At 38.0% G+C, this 23,923-nt stretch carries 27 protein-coding genes; 9 read left to right on the top strand and 18 right to left on the bottom strand.

Annotated elements, in window-relative coordinates:
* Positions 1-59: 59 nt before the first annotated feature.
* The gene (dksA, locus tag O2942_01620) at positions 60-437 is read right to left on the bottom strand and encodes an RNA polymerase-binding protein DksA (GenBank protein MDA0780946.1); all 378 of its coding nucleotides are present in this window, start codon (positions 435-437) and stop codon (positions 60-62) included.
* A gap of 271 nt (positions 438-708) precedes the next feature.
* Here dksA and gltX point away from each other — a divergent pair, with 271 nt between their 5' ends.
* Complete coding sequence (gene gltX / locus O2942_01615) at positions 709-2,040, top strand: glutamate--tRNA ligase (GenBank protein ID MDA0780945.1); 1,332 nt, start codon at positions 709-711, stop codon at positions 2,038-2,040.
* A gap of 2 nt (positions 2,041-2,042) precedes the next feature.
* Here gltX and O2942_01610 read toward each other — a convergent pair whose 3' ends face one another.
* The gene (locus O2942_01610) at positions 2,043-2,501 is read right to left on the bottom strand and encodes a hypothetical protein (GenBank protein ID MDA0780944.1); all 459 of its coding nucleotides are present in this window, start codon (positions 2,499-2,501) and stop codon (positions 2,043-2,045) included.
* Positions 2,502-2,673: 172 nt separating this feature from the next.
* On the opposite strand from O2942_01610, the gene O2942_01605 reads away from it, so the two are divergent.
* The 4 genes from O2942_01605 to O2942_01590 all read left to right on the top strand — a co-directional run bounded on the left by O2942_01605 (position 2,674) and on the right by O2942_01590 (position 6,804).
* Positions 2,674-3,729 carry a hypothetical protein gene (locus O2942_01605; protein MDA0780943.1) on the top strand — a complete coding sequence of 352 codons (1,056 nt, stop codon included), beginning with the start codon at positions 2,674-2,676 and terminating at the stop codon, positions 3,727-3,729.
* A 19-nt stretch (positions 3,730-3,748) separates the two neighbouring features.
* Positions 3,749-4,189: a hypothetical protein gene (locus O2942_01600; GenBank protein MDA0780942.1), complete on the top strand. Its 441-nt coding sequence runs from the start codon at positions 3,749-3,751 to the stop codon at positions 4,187-4,189.
* A gap of 37 nt (positions 4,190-4,226) precedes the next feature.
* Entirely contained in the window at positions 4,227-5,630 is a 1,404-nt protein-coding gene (locus tag O2942_01595) for a hypothetical protein (GenBank protein MDA0780941.1), read from the top strand.
* Positions 5,631-5,769: 139 nt separating this feature from the next.
* Positions 5,770-6,804 carry a methyltransferase domain-containing protein gene (locus O2942_01590; protein MDA0780940.1) on the top strand — a complete coding sequence of 345 codons (1,035 nt, stop codon included), beginning with the start codon at positions 5,770-5,772 and terminating at the stop codon, positions 6,802-6,804.
* Positions 6,805-6,853: 49 nt separating this feature from the next.
* Here the strand turns inward: O2942_01590 and O2942_01585 are convergent, their stop codons facing one another.
* The 3 genes from O2942_01585 to O2942_01575 all read right to left on the bottom strand — a co-directional run bounded on the left by O2942_01585 (position 6,854) and on the right by O2942_01575 (position 9,182).
* A complete protein-coding gene (locus O2942_01585; GenBank protein MDA0780939.1) occupies positions 6,854-7,183 on the bottom strand; it encodes a hypothetical protein in 330 nt (109 codons plus the stop codon).
* Positions 7,184-7,290: 107 nt separating this feature from the next.
* Positions 7,291-7,749: a hypothetical protein gene (locus tag O2942_01580; GenBank protein MDA0780938.1), complete on the bottom strand. Its 459-nt coding sequence runs from the start codon at positions 7,747-7,749 to the stop codon at positions 7,291-7,293.
* Positions 7,750-7,892: 143 nt separating this feature from the next.
* Positions 7,893-9,182 carry an adenylosuccinate synthase gene (locus O2942_01575; GenBank protein ID MDA0780937.1) on the bottom strand — a complete coding sequence of 430 codons (1,290 nt, stop codon included), beginning with the start codon at positions 9,180-9,182 and terminating at the stop codon, positions 7,893-7,895.
* A 124-nt stretch (positions 9,183-9,306) separates the two neighbouring features.
* Here O2942_01575 and O2942_01570 point away from each other — a divergent pair, with 124 nt between their 5' ends.
* The gene (locus O2942_01570; GenBank protein ID MDA0780936.1) at positions 9,307-9,537 is read left to right on the top strand and encodes a hypothetical protein; all 231 of its coding nucleotides are present in this window, start codon (positions 9,307-9,309) and stop codon (positions 9,535-9,537) included.
* Here the strand turns inward: O2942_01570 and O2942_01565 are convergent, their stop codons facing one another.
* Positions 9,538-10,275 carry an SDR family oxidoreductase gene (locus O2942_01565; protein ID MDA0780935.1) on the bottom strand — a complete coding sequence of 246 codons (738 nt, stop codon included), beginning with the start codon at positions 10,273-10,275 and terminating at the stop codon, positions 9,538-9,540.
* A 123-nt stretch (positions 10,276-10,398) separates the two neighbouring features.
* Here O2942_01565 and O2942_01560 point away from each other — a divergent pair, with 123 nt between their 5' ends.
* Positions 10,399-12,114 carry a cation:proton antiporter gene (locus O2942_01560; protein ID MDA0780934.1) on the top strand — a complete coding sequence of 572 codons (1,716 nt, stop codon included), beginning with the start codon at positions 10,399-10,401 and terminating at the stop codon, positions 12,112-12,114.
* A gap of 45 nt (positions 12,115-12,159) precedes the next feature.
* The gene (ubiH, locus tag O2942_01555) at positions 12,160-13,344 is read left to right on the top strand and encodes a 2-octaprenyl-6-methoxyphenyl hydroxylase (GenBank protein MDA0780933.1); all 1,185 of its coding nucleotides are present in this window, start codon (positions 12,160-12,162) and stop codon (positions 13,342-13,344) included.
* 40 nt (positions 13,345-13,384) lie between these two features.
* Here ubiH and O2942_01550 read toward each other — a convergent pair whose 3' ends face one another.
* From O2942_01550 to O2942_01515, 8 genes are all read right to left on the bottom strand, one after another.
* Positions 13,385-13,984, bottom strand: a complete 600-nt coding sequence (locus O2942_01550; GenBank protein MDA0780932.1) for a hypothetical protein — start codon at positions 13,982-13,984, stop codon at positions 13,385-13,387.
* Positions 13,985-13,987: 3 nt separating this feature from the next.
* Entirely contained in the window at positions 13,988-14,380 is a 393-nt protein-coding gene (gene apaG, locus O2942_01545) for a Co2+/Mg2+ efflux protein ApaG (protein MDA0780931.1), read from the bottom strand.
* 114 nt (positions 14,381-14,494) lie between these two features.
* A complete protein-coding gene (queF, locus tag O2942_01540) occupies positions 14,495-14,959 on the bottom strand; it encodes a preQ(1) synthase (GenBank protein MDA0780930.1) in 465 nt (154 codons plus the stop codon).
* Positions 14,960-14,971: 12 nt separating this feature from the next.
* A complete protein-coding gene (locus O2942_01535) occupies positions 14,972-15,544 on the bottom strand; it encodes a GNAT family protein (GenBank protein MDA0780929.1) in 573 nt (190 codons plus the stop codon).
* A gap of 67 nt (positions 15,545-15,611) precedes the next feature.
* Positions 15,612-16,286, bottom strand: coding sequence for a 7-cyano-7-deazaguanine synthase QueC (gene queC / locus O2942_01530; protein ID MDA0780928.1), 675 nt, complete (start codon positions 16,284-16,286; stop codon positions 15,612-15,614).
* A 202-nt stretch (positions 16,287-16,488) separates the two neighbouring features.
* Positions 16,489-17,040: a thioredoxin family protein gene (locus tag O2942_01525; GenBank protein MDA0780927.1), complete on the bottom strand. Its 552-nt coding sequence runs from the start codon at positions 17,038-17,040 to the stop codon at positions 16,489-16,491.
* A complete protein-coding gene (locus tag O2942_01520; protein ID MDA0780926.1) occupies positions 17,012-17,935 on the bottom strand; it encodes a lysylphosphatidylglycerol synthase transmembrane domain-containing protein in 924 nt (307 codons plus the stop codon). The genes O2942_01525 and O2942_01520 overlap by 29 nt, the downstream gene beginning before the upstream one ends.
* A 3-nt stretch (positions 17,936-17,938) precedes the next feature.
* On the bottom strand, positions 17,939-18,931 hold the full coding sequence (locus O2942_01515) for a glycosyltransferase family 2 protein (protein MDA0780925.1): 993 nt from the start codon (positions 18,929-18,931) through the stop codon (positions 17,939-17,941).
* Between the two features lie 87 nt (positions 18,932-19,018).
* On the opposite strand from O2942_01515, the gene O2942_01510 reads away from it, so the two are divergent.
* Complete coding sequence (locus O2942_01510) at positions 19,019-19,201, top strand: Trm112 family protein (GenBank protein MDA0780924.1); 183 nt, start codon at positions 19,019-19,021, stop codon at positions 19,199-19,201.
* A 56-nt stretch (positions 19,202-19,257) separates the two neighbouring features.
* Here O2942_01510 and folD read toward each other — a convergent pair whose 3' ends face one another.
* The 4 genes from folD to O2942_01490 all read right to left on the bottom strand — a co-directional run bounded on the left by folD (position 19,258) and on the right by O2942_01490 (position 23,892).
* Positions 19,258-20,139 (bottom strand): bifunctional methylenetetrahydrofolate dehydrogenase/methenyltetrahydrofolate cyclohydrolase FolD, encoded by an 882-nt coding sequence (gene folD, locus O2942_01505; GenBank protein MDA0780923.1) that lies wholly within the window; start codon positions 20,137-20,139, stop codon positions 19,258-19,260.
* Between the two features lie 79 nt (positions 20,140-20,218).
* Positions 20,219-21,223 (bottom strand): NAD(P)/FAD-dependent oxidoreductase, encoded by a 1,005-nt coding sequence (locus O2942_01500; protein ID MDA0780922.1) that lies wholly within the window; start codon positions 21,221-21,223, stop codon positions 20,219-20,221.
* Entirely contained in the window at positions 21,213-21,647 is a 435-nt protein-coding gene (locus O2942_01495) for a hotdog fold thioesterase (protein ID MDA0780921.1), read from the bottom strand. Before O2942_01495 ends, O2942_01500 begins: the two co-directional genes overlap by 11 nt.
* A gap of 4 nt (positions 21,648-21,651) precedes the next feature.
* Positions 21,652-23,892 (bottom strand): DNA translocase FtsK 4TM domain-containing protein, encoded by a 2,241-nt coding sequence (locus O2942_01490; GenBank protein ID MDA0780920.1) that lies wholly within the window; start codon positions 23,890-23,892, stop codon positions 21,652-21,654.
* Positions 23,893-23,923 lie beyond the last annotated feature (31 nt).

The raw sequence follows: 23,923 nt of genomic DNA, 5'->3' as shown, positions 1-23,923 counted from the left end.
AACGGCGGATATGCACTTTGGATACGCCGAATAAGTCGGCATATGACAATGTGAAAAAACTAAACGTCGTCTTTCTCATCGATGTGAGTGCGCTCATAATTTTCGTGGCGTTCCTGAGCTTCAATAGTTAAAGTGGCTATCGGACGGGCATCGAGACGCTTTAAGCCTATCTCATCACCTGTTTCCTGACAGTAACCGTACTCTCCTTGGTCAATACGGCGGATAGCGGCATCAATTTTATCAATAAGCTTGCGGTAACGGTCACGTGTCCGAAGTTCCAGAGAGGTTTCGGTTTCAACCGAAGCCCTGTCGTTTACATCAGGCTCCTGCCAGTTTTCTTCTTTTAGGTGATCCAGAGTTTCCCTTGATTCATCAAGAAGTTCGGCTTTCCACGACAATAATTTCTGTCTGAAATATTCAAGCTGTAAAGGGTTCATATATTCCTCTTTCTCCGAAGGTTTATAACCTTTCGGCAGTTCAACTTTTTCAGACGAATTTACTTTTTCTTTTTTTTCAGCTCCCACTGTAACACCTCATAATTTTTTAAATGCAGTTGATTATTATACTACTATTTAACTTAAATACCAAAACAAATTTAATAAAAGTTAACTCAAGATAGAAAAACTAATATTTATATCAATCCTTGGCAACCATTTAGTTGAAAATAAAGCTGGAAAATATTATTAAAATATAATATAAGCCCCTGCTATGACAGTTATTACAAGATTCGCACCTTCTCCTACGGGCTTAATTCACATCGGAAATGTGAGAACCGCACTTCTTTGCTATTTGATAGCACGTCAGAATAACGGTAAATTCATGCTAAGGCTTGATGATACGGACACCGAACGCTCTAAGGAAGAATATGCAACCGCAATACAAAGCGAATTAAAATGGCTCGGTCTGGATTGGGATATTTTCGCAAGGCAGTCAGACAGGCTTGCAAGATACGAAGAAATCAAACAAAAACTTATTTCAGACGACCTGCTATATCCTTGCTATGAATCGGCGGAAGAGCTTGAAATAAAACGCAAGATGTTGATAAACAGGGGGTTGCCTCCGATTTATGACAGAGCCGCCCTAAAACTTACGGATCAGCAAAAAGCGGATTTTGAAAAACAGGGAATCCAACCGCATTGGCGTTTCAGGCTGGACGACACCAAAACCATATCATGGGAAGATGAAATAAAAGGCACTATTACTTTTGAAGCTAAAAACCTTTCCGATCCTGTTCTGATAAGGGCTAACGGCAATCCTACATATATGCTGCCTTCTGCCATTGATGATGTGGATTTCGCTATTACTCATGTTGTACGTGGCGAAGACCATGTTAGCAACACGGCGATTCAAATTCAGCTCTTTGAAGCTATAGGCGGAAAAATCCCTACATTTGCACATAGTGCGTTAATGAAAGCCAAGGACGGTAAGATATCTAAACGTGAAGGCGGATATGACATAGCAGCTATGCGTGAAGAAGGTATTGAAGTGCTGACCATAAATAGCTTCCTTGCTAGATTAGGGACTTCAGACCCCGTTGAGCCAAGAACATCAATGCAGGAAATAATAGACAATTTCGACATTAAAAGATTCACAAAAAATGCTGCAATATATGAATATATCGAGCTAGAAAGGCTTAATCCAAAGATTATTCATAAATTCTCTTTCAATGATGTAAAAGACCGCGTGGAAATGAGCGGCATTGATGAGGAATTCTTTGAATCGGTTAAGGCTAACCTGAATAAGTTATCAGAAATTCAACAATGGTGGGAAATCTGTAAAAAGCAGTTAACACCTATAATTGATGATGCCGACTTTGCAAAAAAAGCAAGCGAGCTGCTACCTGATGGCAAATGGGACGAAAATACATGGAACGAATGGACATCAAGGGTTAAAGAAGCCACCGGCAGAAAGGGAAAAGATTTGTTCATGCCTATACGCAAAGCCCTGACGGCTCGTGATAACGGCCCTGAATTAAAAATGATACTTCCTTTAATCGGAAATGAAAAAGCCACGGCACGCTTAAACGGCAAAGCTGCGTAAATTTACCTGCTTTTAATAAGCTCCCTGTCTTTCAATCTAATTTTATATTTATCAGGAACATCAAAGCATTTAGTCAGGTATGATTGCAGGTACTTGCCGTCAATAAAATCCTCAACTTCCTTTGAACGACCCTCAGCCAATTGAGGCTTTACAAGCTCCATATAATCCCATGCTCTTGAATCCATCATCTTATAGGCTATATAAAAATAAGCGTAAGATAAATCATTATCAGAATAATTATTACCTCCCTTTAGCTCAGGGTTTAATATTATCTGATAATCTTCACTTGGAAAAATTCCATTAAACAAATTATAACCGACCTCTAACGGACTCGGTCTATCGGAGATGAAACACCTATCAATCCCCTTATAGCGCCTTGTGTCTCTCTCTTGCTTTTGCGAATGAAGTGCAACCATCAATGCTGCCGTTGAGGAGGCGACAGAAGTGCAACCGGTAACCATTAATAGTATAAATAATAAAACCAACTTCATATTTATCAAATATAGAGCGATAAATTCTTTTTACAAAAGAATTATAAAAATGTAGGATAGTATTATATTATTATATTATTATATTATTATATTATTATATTATTATATTATTATATTATTAATATGGATAACAGGTGACAATATGGAGCTAAATAAACATAAATACTATGAGCATGTTGAGGCTAATGTTAGACCTATTATAGAAAAACACAACCTGCTCTCTCATAAGAAAAAATATATTTTAAATAAAATACTATCATTTATAAGCTCAGACTTAAATAATTACAAAAATGATCGAAAAAAAGACGCTAAAGAAGAAATATTTAGTGAATTACTAAAATTCTTTGGAGATTTTGAATTTAAAAGAGACCACACACTGCCTTTTCAGTATTTACACAACTCTATGATAATACCTGAACATACAGGATATGCCACTGAAGACAGGATAACCGGTGTATTTAATAATACAAAAATAGACATAGCTGAAATATCCCTTGTAAAACGCTCTGATGAGAAGAATATAGCCGTATTTAAAGGTCTTGTAATCGTTCTTGACGTATGCAACCCTAATTTAGTCCTAAGAGGGCCGTTTAAAGGCAATACCGTGCTTTTTGCAGACCATAAAAAGCATCTGGATTACATTAAGAAAAAATTTAAAGGCTATAAAAGGCTCGAACCTCCAGTAAAAAATATGGAAGACCGTTTCGAGATGTACACAACTGATGAAAAAGAAGCTAACAAGATTATATGTGAGAAATTATTAAAGTCATTCATAAGCTTGTCTGAATATATAGTAGGCTTAGAAGCACAAATAACACATTCCGATGACAAACTTCAGCTTTTTTACGAGCAACTCATGAACGAGTCCGCAGAACAGGGTAACAAAAATCAGCCTTTATGGTGGGAAAAAGCCGTAGATGAAGTTTCGGAAGTTAAGACAGCTAAGCTATCCGATATATATAAAGAAGATCCTTTGTACGGAACAAGTGAGATGGAATCACTTAATAATGATATAGCCTGCAGTTTTTATGGTGACAAAGTTTTGCTGACTATACCGCATCCTCATGATTTATTTGAACCGAATCCGATAGATGAAGACCCTATTATTGATGAAGATATTGAATTGATGTATCGTTTAATAAGTGCCGTCTGTGAAATTACAAATACAATTGTAGAGAATAAGTCGTCAAAAAAATAACTAACTCTTGATTAATTATATGAAAAAATTTGTAGCCATACTTGTTTTATCAAGCCTACCGTATCAATCATACGCTAATTGTGCAAACAATAATGAAATTGAAGCACTCGACTTTAAGGCAATTCAAAGCAGCATGATGGTGGCGGCATTATCATGTGAAAAACAGAAAGAATACAACAAATTCATGAATAAATATAATGACAAGCTGTCTAAAGGCGGTAATGTAATAAAGTCATATTTTAAAAGAATTTACGGCGATGCTTACGAGTCTAAGTTAAGTAGCTTCGTTACAAAAATAGCGAATATCGCCACAAAAGAATCCATGACCGGTGCTCCTGACGACTACTGCAACGATACCGAGCAAGCCTTCAAAGAGCTACTTAGCATTGAAGATAATAATTTAGCTAGGTTTACCTCAAGAAAGAAATTCTCTTCTTTTCATGGCTTTCCTTCCTGCTAAATTTATCTATAAAAAACAAATTTGAAAGGGATTCTTAATGAGCTGTTCAAGTGAAGCGGTATGTGATAGCAAAAAGCCTGACTTAGTTCCGGTACAAACCAAACCGCATTATTGGCTATATAAACAGGGCAGGGAAGTATGGAACCGTTGGGCAAGAGAGGCTTTTTTTGACAAAAACGGCAAAGATGACGGGCGGATTGATAAGTTGATTGCGGAAGCTAAGGAAAAGTTGGCGAAGATTGAGAAATCCTCCCATTTGCATAAAGAAGATGGATTAATTAGCATTCAAGAAGAAAAAATCGAAGCTTTAGAAAAATTTAAAGAATACAAAGTACTGACCATTCGGGAAAAAAATGAAATTGAACAAGAAATGATATCATCTTCGGGCATAGATGATTTGGAACTTCCGTCAGTTCATGACAATATTGATTTTTTAAAAACCGATTGGAATGAAGAAGCGGATTTTTCACTATATATATTTCCTGCTAAATGTGATTTTCGTTCTGCGAGTTTTTTGTCATATGCCGATTTTAGTTCTGCGAGTTTTTCGTCAGCTGCCTCTTTTAGTTATGCGAGTTTTTCGTCATATGCCGATTTTAGTTCTGCGAGTTTTTGTTCATATGCCGATTTTAGTTCTGCGAGTTTTCCGTCATATGCCTATTTTAGTTCTGCGAGTTTTTGTTCATATGCCGATTTTAGTTCTGCGAATTTTTCGTCAGATGCTGATTTTAGTTCTGCAAAAATTGACTTTTTATCTATACATAAAACTAATTTTGAAAGCGATTGTAATTTTCAAAATGCAATATTTGAAAAAGTTCCAAAAGTTTCCGGTGTAAGTATTACAGGAGTCTTTAATTTTTATGATGTTACCTTGCCTGATATAAAAGGAAGTTCAAACCCCGTAGGCGACACACTTAGCTATAGCCAGTTAAAAAGATTAATGAATGATTCGCATTTACATGATTGGGAAACCTTCTTTTTCCGTAAAGAGTTGCTATCCAGAGCCGAGGCAGCAAAAAGAAAATCTAAAAAAACATTTGATTCTGACTGGCGTACACATAAGTTCATTCATTTATATGACACAATATGCGAATGTGGAAATAGTATCGTAAAGCCATTAAAAGGGTTGTTAGCGTTATTTTTATCAATGGTATATTTCTACCCTTTTCTTGCAGGAAAGTTCAAAAGGGAAAACCTTATGGATAGCTTTTACATAGAAGAAGGTATTTATTTATCACTTCGTCATACGGTATTATTCCTGCCGTCAAGTAAGAAAAACTATGATTCTGTTATGGAAAGTTTATTTGCCGCATATGGCACGGGAAATGTGGATATGCTATATATTATTTACGTTCTTTCATCAGGCTTGCAAACGCTTCTATCCATCGGCTTGCTATTCCTTATCGGTCTTGCAATCCGCAATCATTTGAAGATTAAGTAGATTAAATAATCGGGCTATTGTTAATGTTATCGTTTAATTTGTGTGGGAAGCAATTTATCGAACATTCCCCCCGATTCTTTTGACTAATCAAAAATAATAGATTAAGTTTTTGTTGTAAGCTAACAGGCAGGAGATAATTATGGCGGCTATTGATAAAATTAAAGAGGACGTTCAGGAATATTACGGGCAAACGCTTGCTAGCAGCAAAGATTTGAAGACTAACGCATGTTGCCCTATTGATGCTATGCCTAAAAATCTTTTACCTTATTTACGTAATGTACATGAGGAAGTTGTATCTAAATTCTATGGTTGCGGCTCTCCGATACCTCCGTTACTTGAAGATAAAATAGTTCTGGACTTAGGGTGCGGAACGGGCAGGGACTGTTATATATTATCGCAGATAGTAGGCTCTAACGGACGCATAATCGGTATTGATATGACCGATGAGCAGTTAAGTGTTGCCAATAAACATATGGGATACCATATGGATAAGTTCGGATATGAAGAACCTAACGTGTTATTTAAAAAAGGCTTTATCGAAGATTTGTCATTCTTGGATAATGAATCCGTAGATGTGGTAGTATCAAACTGTGTAATTAACCTTTCTTCAAATAAAGAAGCGGTGTTTAAAGAAGTTTTCCGTGTGCTGAAAACGGGTGGAGAGTTATATTTTTCCGATGTTTTTGCAGATAGGAGAGTTCCTCGGGAGCTAAAAGAAGATAAGGTGATGCTGGGCGAATGTCTGGGAGGGGCTTTATACACAGAAGACTTCCGCCGCATGATGCAATCTGTGAATTGTCATGATTTTAGGGTTGTCGGAAAATCACCGATAAATATTGATGATGCTGAAATTGTTGAGAAAGCCGGTAATATTAATTTTTCATCAATTACAGTCCGAGCCTTTAAATGTGATTTTGAAGATATATGCGAAAATTACGGACAGGTTGCTTTTTATAAAGGTACTATAAAAGATATGCCGCATAGCTTTGTATTAGATGACCACCATGAATTTAAAACAGGGCTTCCTTATCCGATATGCGGAAATACCTTTAAAATGCTGGCTGAAACCAGATATGCCGAACATTTTGAACTAATAGGTGACTTTTCTGTTCATTACGGAGTTTTTGATTGTTCTGAAGAAAAAGTTTCAGGTGTAAGTATGCCATGCTGTTAGTTATAAAGGCAGGTGAGTAAAAAGCCACCTGCCTTTAATGTTTTATTTATTATTTCCCGCCTCTGCCACGAGTTTCCGCTTCAACTTTATCTGCAAACGGTGCGTATAAATCACTTAAATCACGATTGGCACGTTCTAACGCATTTTCTTTTTTAGGGAACAATTTAGCAAATTCTATTTCGTCTTTTTTATTTTCTTGTAATATTTTTTCAATAACAGTGTCTTGATTAGGTAAAGATGCTTTTTTAGATATTTCCCACATAGCGTCGGCCTCTTCTTTGAAGTACTTCACGCCTTTTTTTACTGCTTGTTCACTGATTTGTGATTTTGCTGCTTTTTCAGTAGTTTTTTGAATTATTTTTGAACCTGATGCTCCCATAATATATCTCCTTTTTATTAGTTTATCTTTATTTTTTAGTTTTTTATACACTATTTTTATCAAAGTGTAAAGCTATGACGACAGTTTGTGAAGGTCGAAGCAGATTGTCACCTTGATAAGGCATCATTTTTTGAGTTTAACCTTTCCACGTGTTTACCTTCGCCGTTTTTTTCTTTATTTTCTTGTTCCATAACATGTCTATGGAAGTTATTTAAGGTATCTTTAACGCGCTTTGACGTGTTATTTTCCGTAAAAAGTGATGTAATTTGCGGAGTGGCAATTTCGTAAAATTTATTATAATCTTCCCGTAATTCCTGCGAATTATAGGGCAAACCTTGTTCGAATTGCTCTTCCGGCTTTACTACGGAGCTAACGACTATTTGATTATTTTTTAATTCCAGTCGTTGATCTAACGGAGGTCCTTCAAGTACGGAGGCTAAAGGGTTTGTGTAATCTATACCTTTGACATTTGTAGTGCCGGTAACATAACGCACGGCTTCACTATTAGAAAGCGGTGATTTTAAAATTTTCGCAGCATTTTGTGCAAAAGTTCTACACGCAAGCATAGATACTATTCTCCGGTTAGTAATATAGTAAATTTGAATTTAATAACACGAGGCGAAAAGTAAATTCAAAGTTAATATGGTTAACTATTTAACCAAGTGCAATCGTTAATAGAATATTAATTCATTAATGTAAAGTTTTATCGCTACTGGAAAGGATCTTTCATCAAAATAGTATCGTCACGTTCCGGACTTGTGGATAAAATAGCTACGGGCGTTCCTATAAGCTCTTCGATACGGCGGACATATTTTACGGCATTGGCGGGAAGCTCTTTAAATGATCTAGCTCCTGCCGTACTTTCGCTCCAGCCTTCAATAGTTTCATAAACAGGTTCAACCTGTGCCTGAATATTCTGAGCGGCCGGAAGATAATCAAGATGTTCACCTTTGTATTTGTAGCCGATACATATCTTTATTTCTTTAAAACCGTCTAAGATATCAAGTTTTGTCAGTGCTATTCCCGTTATGCCTGAAATTTTGATAGCCTGTCTTACTAAAACCGCATCAAACCAGCCGCAACTTCTTTTTCTGCCCGTAACAGTTCCAAATTCACGCCCTCTTTCGCCGATTAGCTGACCTATTTCATTATTAAGCTCGGTAGGGAAGGGACCGGAACCCACACGGGTAGTGTATGCCTTTGCAATTCCCAGTACATATCCGATTCCGCCCATTCCGAAACCCGAACCGCCATATGCACGACCTGCCGCAGTAGATGATGACGTTACAAACGGATATGTTCCGTGATCAACGTCAAGCATGATGCCTTGCGCACCTTCAAATAGTATTTTTTTACCCTTATTCTTGTATTCATCAAGAACTTTCCAAACAGGCTTGGCATAAGGTAGTATCTCATCTGCTATATCTAGCAGTTCCTTCATAATGTCGTCTTTTTTGACTTCATCGGCACCCAGCCCTCTACGCAATGCGTTATGGTGTTCTAAAAGGGAATCAATACGTTTCGACAACTGCTCCTTATCGGCTAAATCACAAACCCTTATGGCTCTGCGACCTATCTTATCCTCATATGCCGGTCCTATACCCCTTCCGGTAGTTCCAATCTTGCCTGAGCCTCGTTTTTCCTCGGCGATATTGTCAATTTGTCTGTGTACACTTAGTATTAAAGCTGCGTTTTCAGCAATAATCAAATTCTTAGGGGTTACTTCTACACCTTTTTCCGAAACGTTATTTATCTCTTTGATGAGAGCATAAGGATCAATTACAACTCCGTTACCGATAACCGATATTTTCCCCTTACGTACGATTCCGGACGGCAAAAGACTAAGTTTATAGACGACACCGTCTATAACTAAAGTGTGACCCGCATTATGTCCGCCTTGAAAACGAACCACAACATCGGCTCTGTTTGAAAGCCAATCAACTATTTTTCCTTTTCCCTCGTCACCCCATTGCGAACCAACAACTGCAACATTAGTCATTATATTCTCCGAATTTGTTACGCTTATGTTCTAGATTCGGCAATCTACATAAAAAAACATCACTAATCAAGTACGCTTTTGTACTAGATTGACAATAACTAATAAAAAATTATAATTTAACACTATGAAAGAATATGAAATAAAACGAGCAGCTACCAGATTAATTCAAAAATACGGAAAGAGAGCTTTGCCGAAAGCTGTTGAAGTTGCTCGTTTTTATTTGGGCGAACGTGATGATGCGAACGCCAAACGCTGGATAAATATAGGCTATGAAGTCAAGCATTTGCTTAATATCTATTCTGTAAATGAAATTCTGGCACTTGAAAAAGAAGCACTTGAGACTGAAGAGGCTTAATTAATAAAAATCAGCACCCACTAAATGTTTTCCGCCGTCTAATGCCAGCATTTGTCCGGTCATGGAGGAAGATGAAAGTATAAAATCAATCGCAGTACATATTTCGTCTACATCGGCACATGTTTGTAAAGGAGTGGATTTTTTTGCCCTTTGAAAACCCTCTATAGTTTCTTTGTCGTTGCGCAGGCTGTGTCCCGGACCGATTGCGTTAACCCTGACGGAAGGTGCGAGTTTTTTCGCCAATATCTGCGTAGCTCCCCATAAACCGAACTTACTTAAAGTGTAAGATAAAAATGTGTCGGGTAAGTTCCATACGCAATAATCAATCATATTAATTATATTGCCTTTATCGCCCCCTAAATTTTGAACGAAGGCTTTAGATAATAATATAGGTGCATATAAATTAACATTATTATGAACCTGCATATTATAAGACGATATATCATCTATATGGTCATTATTGATTATTGAGGCATTATTGATAAGACATGAAATTTTACCGAATTTACCGTTATATTCGGTAAAGATATTTTCCAATTGCTTTTCGCCCGATAAATCGGCCTGAACTAAAAAACAGTCAACTCCAAGTTTTGTTATTTCATCGTATGTTTCTTCAGCTTCGTTTTTTGAGTTGTTATAATGAACTACAACATTCCAGCCACATGATGCCATATGTAAGGATATTGACTTTCCTATACGCTTTGCTCCGCCTGTAACAAGTACAACTTTTCGTTCCATAATAAATTGCTTATTAGATAATATTCGTGCTATATAATATAGCCTAAATAGTATATAGCAACAAATTGAACTACCCTTAACCATTTTTTAAAACTTTTAGTGTTTACTCTACGCATGGAGAATATGGAACAGCTTGGATATTTACCTCAAATCGTTATCCTTTTATCAGCAGCAATATTGGTTGTAACCTTTTTTAAAAAGCTTAACCTTAGCCCTGTACTCGGGTATCTTGTAGCAGGTGCTATCATTGGAGAAAACGGTTTTAGTTATGTTGATTCAAAAGACCTGCATATCGTAGCCGAGGTGGGTATCGTATTTTTACTGTTTGCAATAGGTCTTGAGCTTACGATTGACAGGCTTATGGTAATGAGAAAGCATGTATTTGGCTTTGGAACGGCTCAAGTTATGTTGACATCGATTGCTATAGGCTTATTCTGTATGATAATAGGCATGCCTCCTGAAGCCGCAATAATCATAGGCGGTTCACTGGGGCTTTCTTCAACTGCCATAGTCCTTATGGTGATTGCCGATGCTAATGCACAATCCACGCAGGTGGGCAGGCTGTCACTTGCTACATTGTTATTGCAAGACCTTGCAGTTGTGCCTTTATTAGTATTAGTTCCGTTACTTGCTGCCAAGGAAGGCAGTGTATTTTTGTCAATGGGTACTGCAACAATAAAAGCAGCACTTGCATTAGTAATAATCTTTTTCCTCGGGCGTTTAATAATACGTCCGCTATTTAACTCTATAGCCTCTATCAATAGTAGTGAGCTTTTTGTCGCTGCTACATTATTTGTTATTTTAGGCTCGTCGCTTGCCACGAATGCAATGGATTTGTCACTTGCAATGGGTGCGTTCATCGCAGGATTGTTAGTTGCCGAAACGCAATATCAAAATCGGGTTGAAGATAACATAATGCCGTTTAAAGGTCTTCTTATGGGGCTGTTCTTCATGACCGTAGGCATGACGATAAATCCTCATATAATATATGAAAAACTTTACATTATAATTTTTGCCTCGGTTGCACTTATATTTACAAAAGCATCTATTATAATCACTTTGGCAAGATTGTTTAAGTTTTCATGGGGAGCTTCAATACATGCCGGATTGTTACTGGCTCAAGGCAGTGAGTTTGCCTTCATTTTGTTCGGACTGGCATCAAAAGGCGATATAGCCATTATTGAGCCAGAAACCTCGCAAATACTACTAACCGTAGTTACTGTTTCAATGGCACTGACTCCGGCACTTTCAAAAATAGGCGAACTTGTATGCAAAAGAACCGACTCACATATCTCGGCTGATGATAATACGGTACTACCTTCGGCTTCAGACCTAAACCGGCACGTTGTTATTGCAGGCTTCGGAAGGGTAGGGGAAATGGTGGCAAGGCTGCTTTCGGCACAGAAAATAAACTATGTAGTAATTGAAGCCGATGCAAAAAGGGCTAAGAACGGCAGGGAAAACGGATTTCCCGTTCATCACGGAGATGCAAGTAAACTATATGCTTTAAAGGCAGTAGGCATAGAAAGAGCAAAAGCGACTATTATTACTATCGATCAAAGCGTGTATTTAAAGAAAACTATCAGTATAATCCATAAGGCTTATCCGGATATTCCTATCGTTGTACGCTCTGTGGACTTGCGAAACTTAAAATCACTTGAAAAAGTGGGGGCAACAATTGTCGTTCCTGAAAAATATGAAGCAGGGCTGCAAATGGCAGGAGCGTTGTTAAAAGCTATCGGAATGACCGAATATGAAGTTAGCAGGCTTAAAAACCAGTTCAGGGCAGGTGATTATAAAAATGCTAAAGAAGTAATGGCGGATGAGCCTTCATCTTAGTCAGTCTTTAAATGACATTTTTATTTTTCATGATATCATAAAAGCATGGTTAAAAATATATCTACAGATGTAACGATTATCGGTGCAGGTTTAACCGGCATAACAACTGCAATTTTGCTTGCACAACATAATGTTGATGTAGCTGTAATTGAATATGCCGATATTAAAAATCTACAATCCAAAGAATCGGACGGACGGACATGTGCCGTATCTTACGGCTCATCAAAAATATTCGATAGGCTGGGGCTTTGGGAAGACCTGAAAAAGAAAGCACAGCCTATACTTGATATAAGGGTAAGTGACGGTGAGTCACCTTTGTTCGTCCATTACGACCATAAAATGGTGGGTAGCCTCCCTATGGGTTATATTATAGAAAACTCGTATATTAGGAACGTATTATTTAAAAAAGCATCTGAATATAAAAATCTTAGGATAATTGATAAAACAAAATACCAAGATGTCGAGTTAGAAAAAAATAAAGCTGCAATCACTTTGGATTCGGGGCAAAAAATATCTTCAATGTTAATCATAGCCGCTGACGGAAAGCATTCTAATATACGAAAGTCGGCAAATATAAAAAGTACATCATACGACTATAAGCAGACAGGAATAGTTTGTACGGTAAAACATGAAAAACACCATAACGCAGTGGCGGTAGAAAAATTTCTGCCGACCGGACCTTTCGCTATTTTACCTATGCATGGCGGTTATCATTCGTCATTGGTATGGACGGAGCCGACAGAGCTTGCACCCGTTTACATGAAAATGACCGATAGTGAATTTATTGAACAGATAGCGATTAGGTTTGCAGGTTATTTGGGTAAGATTGAGCTTGCGAGTAACCGTTTTTCTTATCCGCTTTCGTTAAACCTTGCAAAGAGCTACACTTCTACAAGGCTTGCCTTGGTAGGTGATGCGGCTCACGGCATACACCCTATTGCAGGGCAGGGCTTTAACCTTGGGATAAGAGATGTTTCGGTTTTAGAAGACTTAATAGGCAACGCAAAAAAAACAGGACAGGATATCGGTTCCGATATGGTTTTAGAAGAATATGCTAAAACCAGAAAATTCGATAGTATATCTCTTATTGCCACAACGGATATTCTTACAAGATTATTTTCTAATAATATAATACCTGTAAAACATGCACGCAGAATCGGTCTTGCCACAGTTAATAAGATAACGCCTTTGAAGAAGTTTTTTATGCGTCACGCTATGGGAGATTTTTAATATATTGAAAAACGAAAACACCACCTAGGATTAAGAACTGTTAACGTATTCTTCCGGTTCCTAAGAAGTTATCAGGGTTAAGCACTCTATTTATTCTTCTGTCTATAGCGGTAATTATTTTCTGCGATGTTGGTTCGGACATTATCCATTGGGGTAAATCATCATCATTATCACTTATTTTTATAACTTTTGAATCGACACGCCTTGTATATTCGGTATTATTTTCTTCGGTTCTATTGCAATTAAGATAATAACCTATGTCATCTTCATTAAATTGTGATGCTACTCCATGTAAAAGGTGGGTAAGCTCCGGACGTGTGTATCCTGTTTCATTATAACCGGAATCATTGTCAATTGCATTACTGATTAAACCTTGTAATGACGGATTTCTTTCTACTATTTCAAGTGCTAATTTAGTTTGCCATGTGCTAAACGATTCATAACTAATTTTTCCATCTTCCCACTTGTCGATTTTAGTAAGAAGTTTTTTTTGAAAATGTTCAGAATCCTTGTATTTTGCAGGAAGATTATATTCTTTATGCAAATCCGGTAAATTTACACCCATTTGAGTCATTTTTTCTTTAAATTCTTTTGAAGGTGCGGAATAATAAAGCGTAGGTCTTGAAGATGAGTTTCCCATAAATTAGTTCGCAATCCTTTGAATGTGAGGACAATCCAGCGAAAATGGCGGAATTTCCACAATTATCACTTCTCCGTCCATCTTAACCATATCGTAAGATCCCATCATTACACCTGATGATTCGGTAAGATGAACACTGCTTGAGTACTCAAACTCTTCGCCCTGTTTTAGTACTGGTTGCAAACCGATTACGCCGTCTCCGTCTATTTCCTGCATTTGCCCTTTATCGTCTACAAGAACCCAATGCCTTCGAAGCAACTGCACTATGTCCGAACTATTGTTTTTGATGCGGATATTATACTCCCAAATGAAGAAGTTATCCATAGGCGACGACTGCTCATCTTCATATTCGGGAGTAACGGTCACTTCAATATTATGGGATATTTGACGATACATAATAGCTCATTTTTAGTAATTTTTATGAGCAAATATAATATACTTTTATAGTCATAAGTTCTAGGGAAAATTTAATAAATTTTTGTCATTCATAATAAAAATTTTATATAAAAATTAACCTCTTCCCTTATATGGCAAAACGCCTTGTTCGGGTATCCAAACTCCTTGCGGAGGCTCGCCGGACTGATAAAATATATCAATAGGGATTCCGCCTCTAGGATACCAGTAGCCACCTATTCTAAGCCATTTGGGTTTTGTTTCTTCAATAATACGAAGTGCGATTGACATAGTGCAATCTTCGTGGAATGCCCCATGATTTCTATATGATGTCAAATATAATTTTAAGGACTTGCTTTCTATAAGCAGTTTATCGGGTACATAATCAATAACTAAGTGTGCAAAATCAGGTTGCCCTGTTATCGGGCATATTGATGTAAATTCAGGACAGGTAAACCGCACCAGATAATCAATACCTTCCTTCGGGTTTTTTACCGTTTCTATTATTGCTTCTTCAGGTGACTTGGGTGATTCGGTTTGTGAGCCGAGCTGCGAAAGTGAATTATATATAGATTCTGACATATATTTAGTATTTTAAAATTTTAAATATTCTCGTTGTAAAAGTGACATTATTATAGCATCTTCAAACTTACCGTGTAGAAGTTTTTGCTCTCTTAACACCCCTTCTTTTTGAAACCCTGCTTTTCTAAGGACGTTTATTGATGCCTTATTGGTCGGAGTGACCGTAGCTTCCACCCTGTGCAAATCCATCTGGCTAAATGCAAAGCCCAAAACGGCTTTTACCGCCTGACTCATTATACCGTTCCCCCAATATTTTTTATTAAGGTCATAGCTTATTTCTCCTCTGCGGTGGTCACGGTTCCAGTAGTTGAAACCGCATGAGCCGATAAGTTTATCGGTATCTTTATGGGCAATTACCCAATATATGCTTCTTCTATAGCGGAACAGGTCGATATTATAGTCTATTTCTTCTTTTACACGTGCCATATTTCTCGGTATGCATTCTTCAGGCACATAACGTATAACATCATTGTCCTGCATATATTCATAATATTCTTTAGCGTCGTTATAGCTAATCTGACGAAGTATTAATTCTTCATTTATATTTATAACCGGAAATGAATTAAAAACTCTTTCAACGCCCATATTATGTAGTCTCTGTTTAATAGTTTTTTTGTTATAATTACGTTAAAAAATGACAAATTGCAAGGATTTAAAGGGACGGGTCGGTTATACCGTTTTGTGCGAAGCCTTTGTTACGAAGCCGGCACGAATCGCACTGACCGCATGGTCTTCCGTTAATATCGGGGTCATAGCAGCTAATTGTTTTTGAATAATCTAGACCAAGTTCCAGACCTGTTTTTATAATTTCCGCTTTGGACATATTAATTAGGGGGGCGTTTATTTTGATTCGGTTGTTAGTGTTAATAGTCGCTGCCGTAGCAAGGTTTGCCATATCCTCATATGCCTTTAAATATTCGGGGCGGCAATCAGGATAACCGCTGTAATCAAGTATATTAGCACCGATAAATATATCGTATGCTTTTATAGTTTCCGCATATGCAAGAGCATATGAAAGGAAGATAGTATTTCGGGCAGGAACATATGTTACGGGTATATCTTTTGATTCGGTATCCCTGTTCTTTGGAACTTCAATATTATCTGTTAGGGCAGAACCTCCAAATAGACGCAAATCAATTTTCACTATCTTGTGTTCGGCAACATTTAAATCCTTTGCAAGCTCAATAGCTTTAGCAAGTTCAATATTATGACGCTGCCCATAGTCAAATGAAAGGGCATAAACCGCATACCGGTCACTTGTTGCGATGGCACAGGTAGTCGCCGAATCCAAACCTCCGCTTAATAATAGAACTGCCTTTTTGCTCATAACTAAACTTATTATTTAAAAATGGAACTGTACGTTTAAAAGTTGTCATGTCACCCTGAACTTGTTTCAGGGTCTTTTTAAAGTAAAGTTAGATGCTGAAATAAATTCAGCATGACATAAATCGCAAGCGTTAAACGTAAGGTTCCGTTTTTAAATGTTTTTAATAAGTAATAAAACCGCTAAATGCAAGCATATTAGACATTTATTCTTTCCATTTTATCGAGCAGCCTATACTAGGGTGTTGCACTCTTGGTCCTTTGTCTAGCTGTGCAACCTGCATCATTGCGTTGAAAAGATCTCTATCTGCTGAAGGATTATTCTTCATGCCGGAGCTATCCAGTCTTCCTCGATATTGCAGCTCAAGATTGCGATTGAAACCAAAAAAATCAGGTGTACATACGGCTCCATATTGCTTTGCAACTGCCTGTGTTTCATCAATTACATATGGAAAAGGGAAGTTTTTTTGCTGTGCCAGCTTCTTCATGTTGTCGAAACTGTCATCGGGATAGTTTTTAGCATCATTTGACATTATGGCAATGGAGTTGACTCCCTGCTCTTTTAGTTCCGCACAATCACGTATTATTTTATCGAGAATCGCCTGAACATAAGGACAATGGTTACAAATGAACATAACCAGAAGACCGTTTTCTCCTTTTGCGTTTTCTAAAGTGTATATCTTGCCGTCAGTGCCTTTTAATTCAAAATCAGCCGCTGTCCGGTTTTCTTCAATTGCCGGTGTTTCCAGTGCTACCATTAATAACTCCTGTATTTTTATTATATAATTTTTCCAATCTATGCCAAAAAAGCAGTCCTTTCAATGAACAAATCATATTTATGATGAAAAATATCAATGCTATAGCAACCCCCAGTTCAGGGTTTAAACTTAAAATGCCCGCACCATATAAGAAGGATAATTCCCTTATACCAACTCCCCCTATAGATATTGGCAGTACGGACAGTACAGCCGATACCGTAAATAAAAAGAGATAGCCGTTTATTAAATTAAACCCTTCATTATCAACACCAAGGGCAACTATTATAAAATATACCGATACCACTCCTGAGGCTTGTATTGCTAAAGAATAAGGTATAGCACCCAAAGCGGTTTTGTAATTTTCTTTAAGCACTTTATTGACGCAGAAAAAATATACAGGCGTAAGAATAATAAGGCTAAATATTATTAGTGGTTCACCATACCAGATAATATCCTGTACGTTAGATAATAAAGCAAATATTAAGGATAATATTAATAATATATATAATCCGCTTGCCCTGTCCGACAGTAAAAGTCTTACTGATTTTAGTATCGGAAAATTAGCTAGCTTATTTATTGAATATGCCTTGTAACCGTCTCCGCTTATTCCTCCGGGCAATATAGTGTTAAACAGCATACCGGTGAAATAAAGACCTAAGCTGTAATTATAATTTAGCTGTAAGTTTTCTGATTTGTAGTAATATCTCATGCGGCTTACACTTACAATTTGAGCCAACATAAAGAATAGATATGCCATATAAAGCAGAAAAGGATTAATCTGCTTTATATATTGTTTGATTTGGGATATATCGGTTTTATAAAAAACAATAGCTAAAGCTGTGATTATAAAAAGAATCTTTACAGCAAGCAGAGCATGTTTTTTATTTATATTCATTTACTATGCGGCTTTTTTCTTTTTTACGGTTGAGGTGGTTTTTGTTTCTGCCTTGGAATCACTTTTACCGGCCGTGTAAGTATCCCTGATATTGTAAGGTTTTTTGTTTTGCGATTCATAATAAGTACGCATTAATAATTCAGATATAAAGCCGGTAGTAATTAACTGCACTCCGGTTATTATAAGCAAAATTCCCACGTAAAATAAAGGTCTTCCACCGATATCTCCACCTAACACTTTAATAAAAAGCAGGTATGTTTCGATTAATCCTCCGCCAATTAGCATGAACACGCCTAAAGTGCCGAAGAGGTGCATAGGTTTTTGTCGCCATTTAGATAAGAATATCATTAATAGCAGATCGCTAACAACTCTGAAAGTTCTGCCTATTCCATATTTTGACTCCCCGAATTTTCTTGCATGGTGTTTTGTTTCAACTTCAGCTATCTTAGCTCCTTCCATGTGACCCAACACCGGAATGAATCTATGCAATTCACCGTATAATTCTATTTGTTTGGCTATTGATGTGCGGAACACTTTTAAGGTACAGCCGTAATCGGTTATATGCACTTTAGTGAAAGCCCTGATTAGCATATTTGCTATTTTGCTCGGTATTTTACGTAAAAAACGTCCGTCCTGCCTGTTTGCCCTGATTCCGGCAACTATATCCAGTCCTTCTTTTTCAAGCTTCTCCATCATCATCGGTATATCGGAGGGGTCGTTTTGTAAATCTCCGTCCAACGTAGCTATCAACTCACCTTTTGCAGCATCTATACCGGCAGCCATTGCGGAAGTTTGCCCGAAATTCCTCCGGAACTGAACAAGCCTTACATTTTTTCCGGCATTTTCATTTATTATTTTGCAGGTATCGTCATGTGAGCCGTCATCTACGAAAATAACTTCATGCTCGACATCTTTTAAAGACTCTTTCAAAGCCTCAATCATCGGGACTATATTATCTTCTTCATTATAAACAGGGACAACTACCGATAAACGCATTTATTATTACCTATAAATTTTGACAAGAATATAATATACAGTGTATTAAGATAAGTTCAAGTGAGTTGAAAATATTATAGTGATTTTATGACTGAAAAAGAAATAGATAACAAATTACCGGAAATTTTACGTTGCCCCGTAACCAAGGGTAAATTGCAGTATGATGCCCAAAATAACGAACTGATTAGTAAAGAGGCTATGCTTGCCTATCCTATACGCAACGGGATTCCCATAATGCTGGAATCCGAAGCAAGGAAGATAAAAAAATAAATGAAATTTACGTTTTATGGGGTAGGTTCGGACTTATCCTATCCATAGCTTTGTAACTAATCCAACGTAGTATTATTTTGCTTTAATGTAACTTCAAGCGTGTTTCTAAGCAGGCAGGCTATTGTCATCGGACCGACACCACCGGGAACCGGAGTGATGTAAGCAGCTACTTTTGATACCTCATTAAAATTAACATCTCCAACAAGCTTGTATTTGCCGTCACTTGCTTCAACTCTGTTAATACCGACATCAATCACGGTAGCACCCGGTTTTATCCATTCACCACGAACTATCCCTTCAACGCCTACAGCCGCTACAACTATATCCGCCTTCCTGCATTCAGCCTCTAAATCTTTGGTGCGTGAGTGAGTCATAGTAACCGTGCAGTTTTCTTTTAATAAAAGTCGTGCCATTGGCTTGCCGACTATATTCGAGCGTCCGATGATAACAGCATGCAACCCCGTTAAGTCACCCAATGTGTCTTTAAGCATTAATATACACCCTAACGGCGTACATGGTACGGTTGCATCTTGTCCGGTTGCCAGTCGCCCTGCGTTTATAACATGAAAACCGTCAACATCTTTTGCCGGATCGATAGAGTTAATCACCGCATTTTCTTCAATATGCGACGGAAGAGGTAGCTGAACCAGAATCCCGTTTACTTTTGGATCTTTGTTCAGTTCTTCAATTTTTTTTACCAATTCTTCCTGCGAAACGCTTGAAGGCAACTTAAATTCAAAAGAGTTCATTCCGACTTCAACAGTTTGCTTGCCTTTGTTACGAACATATACTTGGCTTGCGGGATCCTCGCCTACCAAAATAACGGCCAGACCCGGTGTGATATTGTGTTGCTCTTTTAGCTGCGACACTTGTTTTTGTACCTGCGACCGAATCTCTTGTGCGAACACTTTTCCATCTATAATTTTTGCCTGACTCATTTTTCCCTTTGTAGTTTGTTTACCTATGCCGGCAATATTAATATTTTTTAACCTTTTTTACAAGGGTTCACTTGCAAAATTACGCTGGAACACCTGCCGTAGTTGAATATTCAAAGTGGACTACCTCATCAGGGTGGACAATGCCGCGAGCTTTATGGCACGCCATAGCAGCTTCCGCAAATCCGTTTAATATCAGCTTCATTTTATTGTCATAGGTGGCTATATCGCCAATTGCAAATATACCGTCCTGATTGGTCTGTAGCGTGGTGGGGTTAACCGATATATGTTTTTTATCAATATTAAGTCCCCAGTTAGCAATAGGTCCAAGCTCCATTGCCAGACCGAAGAAAGGTAGCAAGATATCAGCTTTTAACTCTTTTTCTTCACCCTTTAGCGTCTTAACAATAACCGACTCAAGCTTTCCGTTATTTCCTTTTAAAGAATCCAGTTGATAAGGGACTACCATATTAACACGACCCTCATCAGCTAATTTTTCCAGTTTATCCTGACTATCGGGAAGGCAACGGAATTTTGGGCGGCGATGCACTACCGAGACGGACTTTGCTATATCAACCAAAGACAAAACCCAGTCAACGGCAGAATCCCCACCGCCTGCTATTACTACATTTTTATCACGCATTTCCTCTTTTTTGCCGACCATATAGAAAACACTTCTGCCTTCATATTCTTCTATATTAGCAAGGGGAGGGCGGTTAGGACCAAATGCACCGCAACCTGCCGCAATTATTATTACCTTGCATTGAATTTTAGTGTCTTTACTTGTTGTAACCAGCCAACCGTCATTATTTTTTGTAACTTCATTTACTGTTTGCGAAAGGTGATATTCAGGCTTGAAAGGTGCAGCCTGTTTTTCAAGGTTTTTTATTAAATCCTCCGCCAATATAGCCGGGTGGGCAGGAATATCATAAATAGGCTTTTCAGGGTATAATGCCGTACATTGACCGCCTATAAAATCCAGAGAGTCAATCACATGGCATTTCATTTTCATCATGCCTGCTTCAAAAACCGCAAAAAGCCCTACGGGTCCGGCTCCAATTATCGTTATATCGGTATTATGAATCATTTTCTTTCCTTTTTGGTATTACTGCAAGTGTCAATCTAGACACACATATATTTTTTTGTTCGGTAGTAATTTTTATATCCCATACTTGTGTGGTCTTGCCGATGTGAATAGCTGAAGCTTTCCCGTTTACAATGCCTTCACTAACACTCTTAATGTGATTGGCGTTAATCTCCAGCCCTACACACATAAACCCTTCATCACATGACAAATTACCCGCAACGCTTCCCAAACTCTCGGCTAAAACCACGGAAGCACCGCCATGTAAGATTCCATAAGGCTGAATTGTCCTTTTGTCAACAGGCATAGTGCCGCAAATATAGTCATCGCCGACTTCGGTTATCTTTATTCCCAAATGCTCAACCATTGTTCCTATGGAATATCGGTTGATTTGCTCAGGAGAATATTGCCTTTTCCAGATTGTCATAAAATTACGCTGCTAATACCTGCCTTTTACCCGAATGGTTAGCTTCGCTTATTATTCCTTCGCTTTCCATCTTATCTATTAAATTAGCCGCCCTGTTATATCCTATCTTCAACTGACGCTGGATATAACTGGTAGAAGCTTTCTTATCCCTTAATACTATTGCCACCGCCTGATCGTATAAATCATCACCGCTATTTGCACCGGCGGCTTCATCTGATGATTCATCGTCTTTGGTAATATCCGTTACATATGAAGGCTTACCCTGAGCTTTTAAGTGCTTTACAACATCATCAACTTCCTTATCATCGACAAAAGGTCCGTGAACACGGGTAATACGGCTACCGCCTGCCATATATAACATGTCACCCATTCCAAGCAACTGTTCCGCTCCCATCTCACCCAATATAGTGCGGCTATCAATCCTTGATGTCACCTGAAAACTGATACGGGTAGGGAAGTTCGCTTTAATAACACCCGTAATAACATCAACCGAGGGTCTTTGAGTTGCCATCACCATATGAATACCTGCGGCACGTGCCATTTGTGCCAGCCTTTGTATTGAAGATTCGATTTCCTTACCTGCGGTAAGCATCAAATCCGCCATCTCATCAACTATAACAACGATAAAAGGCAGCTTGGTCATAGCCAACGGCTGCTTTTCAAATGTAGGTTCGCCTGTTTCGGGGTCAAAACCTGTCTGTACAGTGCGTTCAAGCTGCTTTCCTTTGGCAACCGCCTCTTCTATTTTCTTGTTATAGCCCGTTATATTTCTCACACCTACGTTAGACATTAACCTATATCGCTCTTCCATTTCACGAACTGCCCATTTAAGTGCAACAACAGCCTTTTTAGGCTCGGTCACGACAGGCGAAAGCAAATGCGGAATGCCTTCATAAACAGATAATTCCAGCATTTTAGGGTCAATCATGATGAACTTACATTCATCGGGGGTTAATCTGTAAAGATATGATAATATCATAGCATTTACCGCCACCGACTTACCCGAACCCGTTGTACCTGCAATCAGCAGGTGGGGCATTCTGGAAAGGTCTGCCATAACAGGCTCACCGCCAATATCCTTGCCCAGTGCTATAGGTAGCTTGATACGCTCATCACGGTATTCTTCACATTCCATTAATTCACGCAAATATACCGTTTCACGGTCGGCGTTCGGTAGTTCTATACCTAATATGTTCTTACCGGGAACAACCGATATTCTTGTGGATACGGCACTCATGGAACGGGCGATATCATCAGCCAGACCTATAACTCTTGATGACTTTGTACCGGGCGAAGGCTCCAACTCATACAAAGTTACTACGGGACCGGGGCGAACTTTTACTATATTGCCTTTTACACCAAAATCTTCCAGTACCTTCTTCAAGAGCTTTGCATTTTGTTCTAAAGATTTCTGATTAACATTTCTTCCGCCTTTATCTGGAGCCTCGGTAAGCAAATCAAAATCAGGCAATTCAAATTCACCGGGATCTAATCGTAGAGTTTTTTGTTTTACTGCTTTTTTCTTCTTTTTCTTTTCCTTCTTCTCTTTAACTTCCACAATATAATCTTCATAATCTTCGGAAGTATCTTCAAAACTACTAATATCAAGTGCAACAGGTTCTTTTTTCATCGACTTTCTGCCAAGATTAACAATCATAAGAATAAATGATGCCGTCAGATATTTAAGCTTACTTGCAATATAATAAACAATTCCAAAGGTTTTTCTTATCTCGGATAGCCTTATACCGAACGCAAAATAAGAACAGGTGGCGGCAATGAACGCAAATAAAGATATATAGCCGTATATAGTAAGTATTTCTTCGGAGTTGCTAATCAAGTCTCCGAAAAAACCGCCCAACCCTACATAAAAAGGCCATGTTTCAGGTGCGTTTAGCTTTACTATCAAAGCACTTACGGAAAGTAGTGAAACAAATAAGAATATATTGGTAAGCCAGAGGTTAAAACGCTGAGTTTTGAATATAAGTCTTAAAGCAACCGTAATAAATGCCATGGGAATTAAAAATGCTGCCAGTCCGAAAAACTGATATAGCGGATCTGCTATATAAGCCCCTGCCGTTCCGAAAATATTTTGCACGCCGTTACCGGAGGCGCGGTTAAACGAAGGATCCGAAGCACTAAAGCTTGCCAAAGAACCGATTAGGAACACCCCTATAGCAAAATATAGCAAGGTAGTAATTAACCTTGAATTATTACTGAAAAATTCTTGTACCGCTTTTCTAATCATTTACATAACTATTAGAATATTTGAAAAAATG

It is taken from the genome of Pseudomonadota bacterium, assembly GCA_027620075.1.
Taxonomy (GTDB): Bacteria; Pseudomonadota; Alphaproteobacteria; order Rickettsiales; family UBA6187; genus 1-14-0-20-39-49.
Note: the sequence above shows the minus strand (reverse complement) of the source record. Positions and strands in the feature narration are given on the sequence as shown.

What these genes read in the sequence shown, in the direction of transcription:
- dksA (MDA0780946.1), bottom strand. Translation starts at nt 437, where the DNA reads ATGAACCCTTTACAGCTTGAATATTTCAGACAGAAATTATTGTCGTGG.
- gltX (MDA0780945.1), top strand. Translation starts at nt 709, where the DNA reads ATGACAGTTATTACAAGATTCGCACCTTCTCCTACGGGCTTAATTCAC.
- O2942_01610 (MDA0780944.1), bottom strand. Translation starts at nt 2,501, where the DNA reads ATGGTTACCGGTTGCACTTCTGTCGCCTCCTCAACGGCAGCATTGATG.
- O2942_01605 (MDA0780943.1), top strand. Translation starts at nt 2,674, where the DNA reads ATGGAGCTAAATAAACATAAATACTATGAGCATGTTGAGGCTAATGTT.
- O2942_01600 (MDA0780942.1), top strand. Translation starts at nt 3,749, where the DNA reads ATGAAAAAATTTGTAGCCATACTTGTTTTATCAAGCCTACCGTATCAA.
- O2942_01595 (MDA0780941.1), top strand. Translation starts at nt 4,227, where the DNA reads ATGAGCTGTTCAAGTGAAGCGGTATGTGATAGCAAAAAGCCTGACTTA.
- O2942_01590 (MDA0780940.1), top strand. Translation starts at nt 5,770, where the DNA reads ATGGCGGCTATTGATAAAATTAAAGAGGACGTTCAGGAATATTACGGG.
- O2942_01585 (MDA0780939.1), bottom strand. Translation starts at nt 7,183, where the DNA reads ATGGGAGCATCAGGTTCAAAAATAATTCAAAAAACTACTGAAAAAGCA.
- O2942_01580 (MDA0780938.1), bottom strand. Translation starts at nt 7,749, where the DNA reads ATGCTTGCGTGTAGAACTTTTGCACAAAATGCTGCGAAAATTTTAAAA.
- O2942_01575 (MDA0780937.1), bottom strand. Translation starts at nt 9,182, where the DNA reads ATGACTAATGTTGCAGTTGTTGGTTCGCAATGGGGTGACGAGGGAAAA.
- O2942_01570 (MDA0780936.1), top strand. Translation starts at nt 9,307, where the DNA reads ATGAAAGAATATGAAATAAAACGAGCAGCTACCAGATTAATTCAAAAA.
- O2942_01565 (MDA0780935.1), bottom strand. Translation starts at nt 10,275, where the DNA reads ATGGAACGAAAAGTTGTACTTGTTACAGGCGGAGCAAAGCGTATAGGA.
- O2942_01560 (MDA0780934.1), top strand. Translation starts at nt 10,399, where the DNA reads ATGGAACAGCTTGGATATTTACCTCAAATCGTTATCCTTTTATCAGCA.
- ubiH (MDA0780933.1), top strand. Translation starts at nt 12,160, where the DNA reads ATGGTTAAAAATATATCTACAGATGTAACGATTATCGGTGCAGGTTTA.
- O2942_01550 (MDA0780932.1), bottom strand. Translation starts at nt 13,984, where the DNA reads ATGGGAAACTCATCTTCAAGACCTACGCTTTATTATTCCGCACCTTCA.
- apaG (MDA0780931.1), bottom strand. Translation starts at nt 14,380, where the DNA reads ATGTATCGTCAAATATCCCATAATATTGAAGTGACCGTTACTCCCGAA.
- queF (MDA0780930.1), bottom strand. Translation starts at nt 14,959, where the DNA reads ATGTCAGAATCTATATATAATTCACTTTCGCAGCTCGGCTCACAAACC.
- O2942_01535 (MDA0780929.1), bottom strand. Translation starts at nt 15,544, where the DNA reads ATGGGCGTTGAAAGAGTTTTTAATTCATTTCCGGTTATAAATATAAAT.
- queC (MDA0780928.1), bottom strand. Translation starts at nt 16,286, where the DNA reads ATGAGCAAAAAGGCAGTTCTATTATTAAGCGGAGGTTTGGATTCGGCG.
- O2942_01525 (MDA0780927.1), bottom strand. Translation starts at nt 17,040, where the DNA reads ATGGTAGCACTGGAAACACCGGCAATTGAAGAAAACCGGACAGCGGCT.
- O2942_01520 (MDA0780926.1), bottom strand. Translation starts at nt 17,935, where the DNA reads ATGAATATAAATAAAAAACATGCTCTGCTTGCTGTAAAGATTCTTTTT.
- O2942_01515 (MDA0780925.1), bottom strand. Translation starts at nt 18,931, where the DNA reads ATGCGTTTATCGGTAGTTGTCCCTGTTTATAATGAAGAAGATAATATA.
- O2942_01510 (MDA0780924.1), top strand. Translation starts at nt 19,019, where the DNA reads ATGACTGAAAAAGAAATAGATAACAAATTACCGGAAATTTTACGTTGC.
- folD (MDA0780923.1), bottom strand. Translation starts at nt 20,139, where the DNA reads ATGAGTCAGGCAAAAATTATAGATGGAAAAGTGTTCGCACAAGAGATT.
- O2942_01500 (MDA0780922.1), bottom strand. Translation starts at nt 21,223, where the DNA reads ATGATTCATAATACCGATATAACGATAATTGGAGCCGGACCCGTAGGG.
- O2942_01495 (MDA0780921.1), bottom strand. Translation starts at nt 21,647, where the DNA reads ATGACAATCTGGAAAAGGCAATATTCTCCTGAGCAAATCAACCGATAT.
- O2942_01490 (MDA0780920.1), bottom strand. Translation starts at nt 23,892, where the DNA reads ATGATTAGAAAAGCGGTACAAGAATTTTTCAGTAATAATTCAAGGTTA.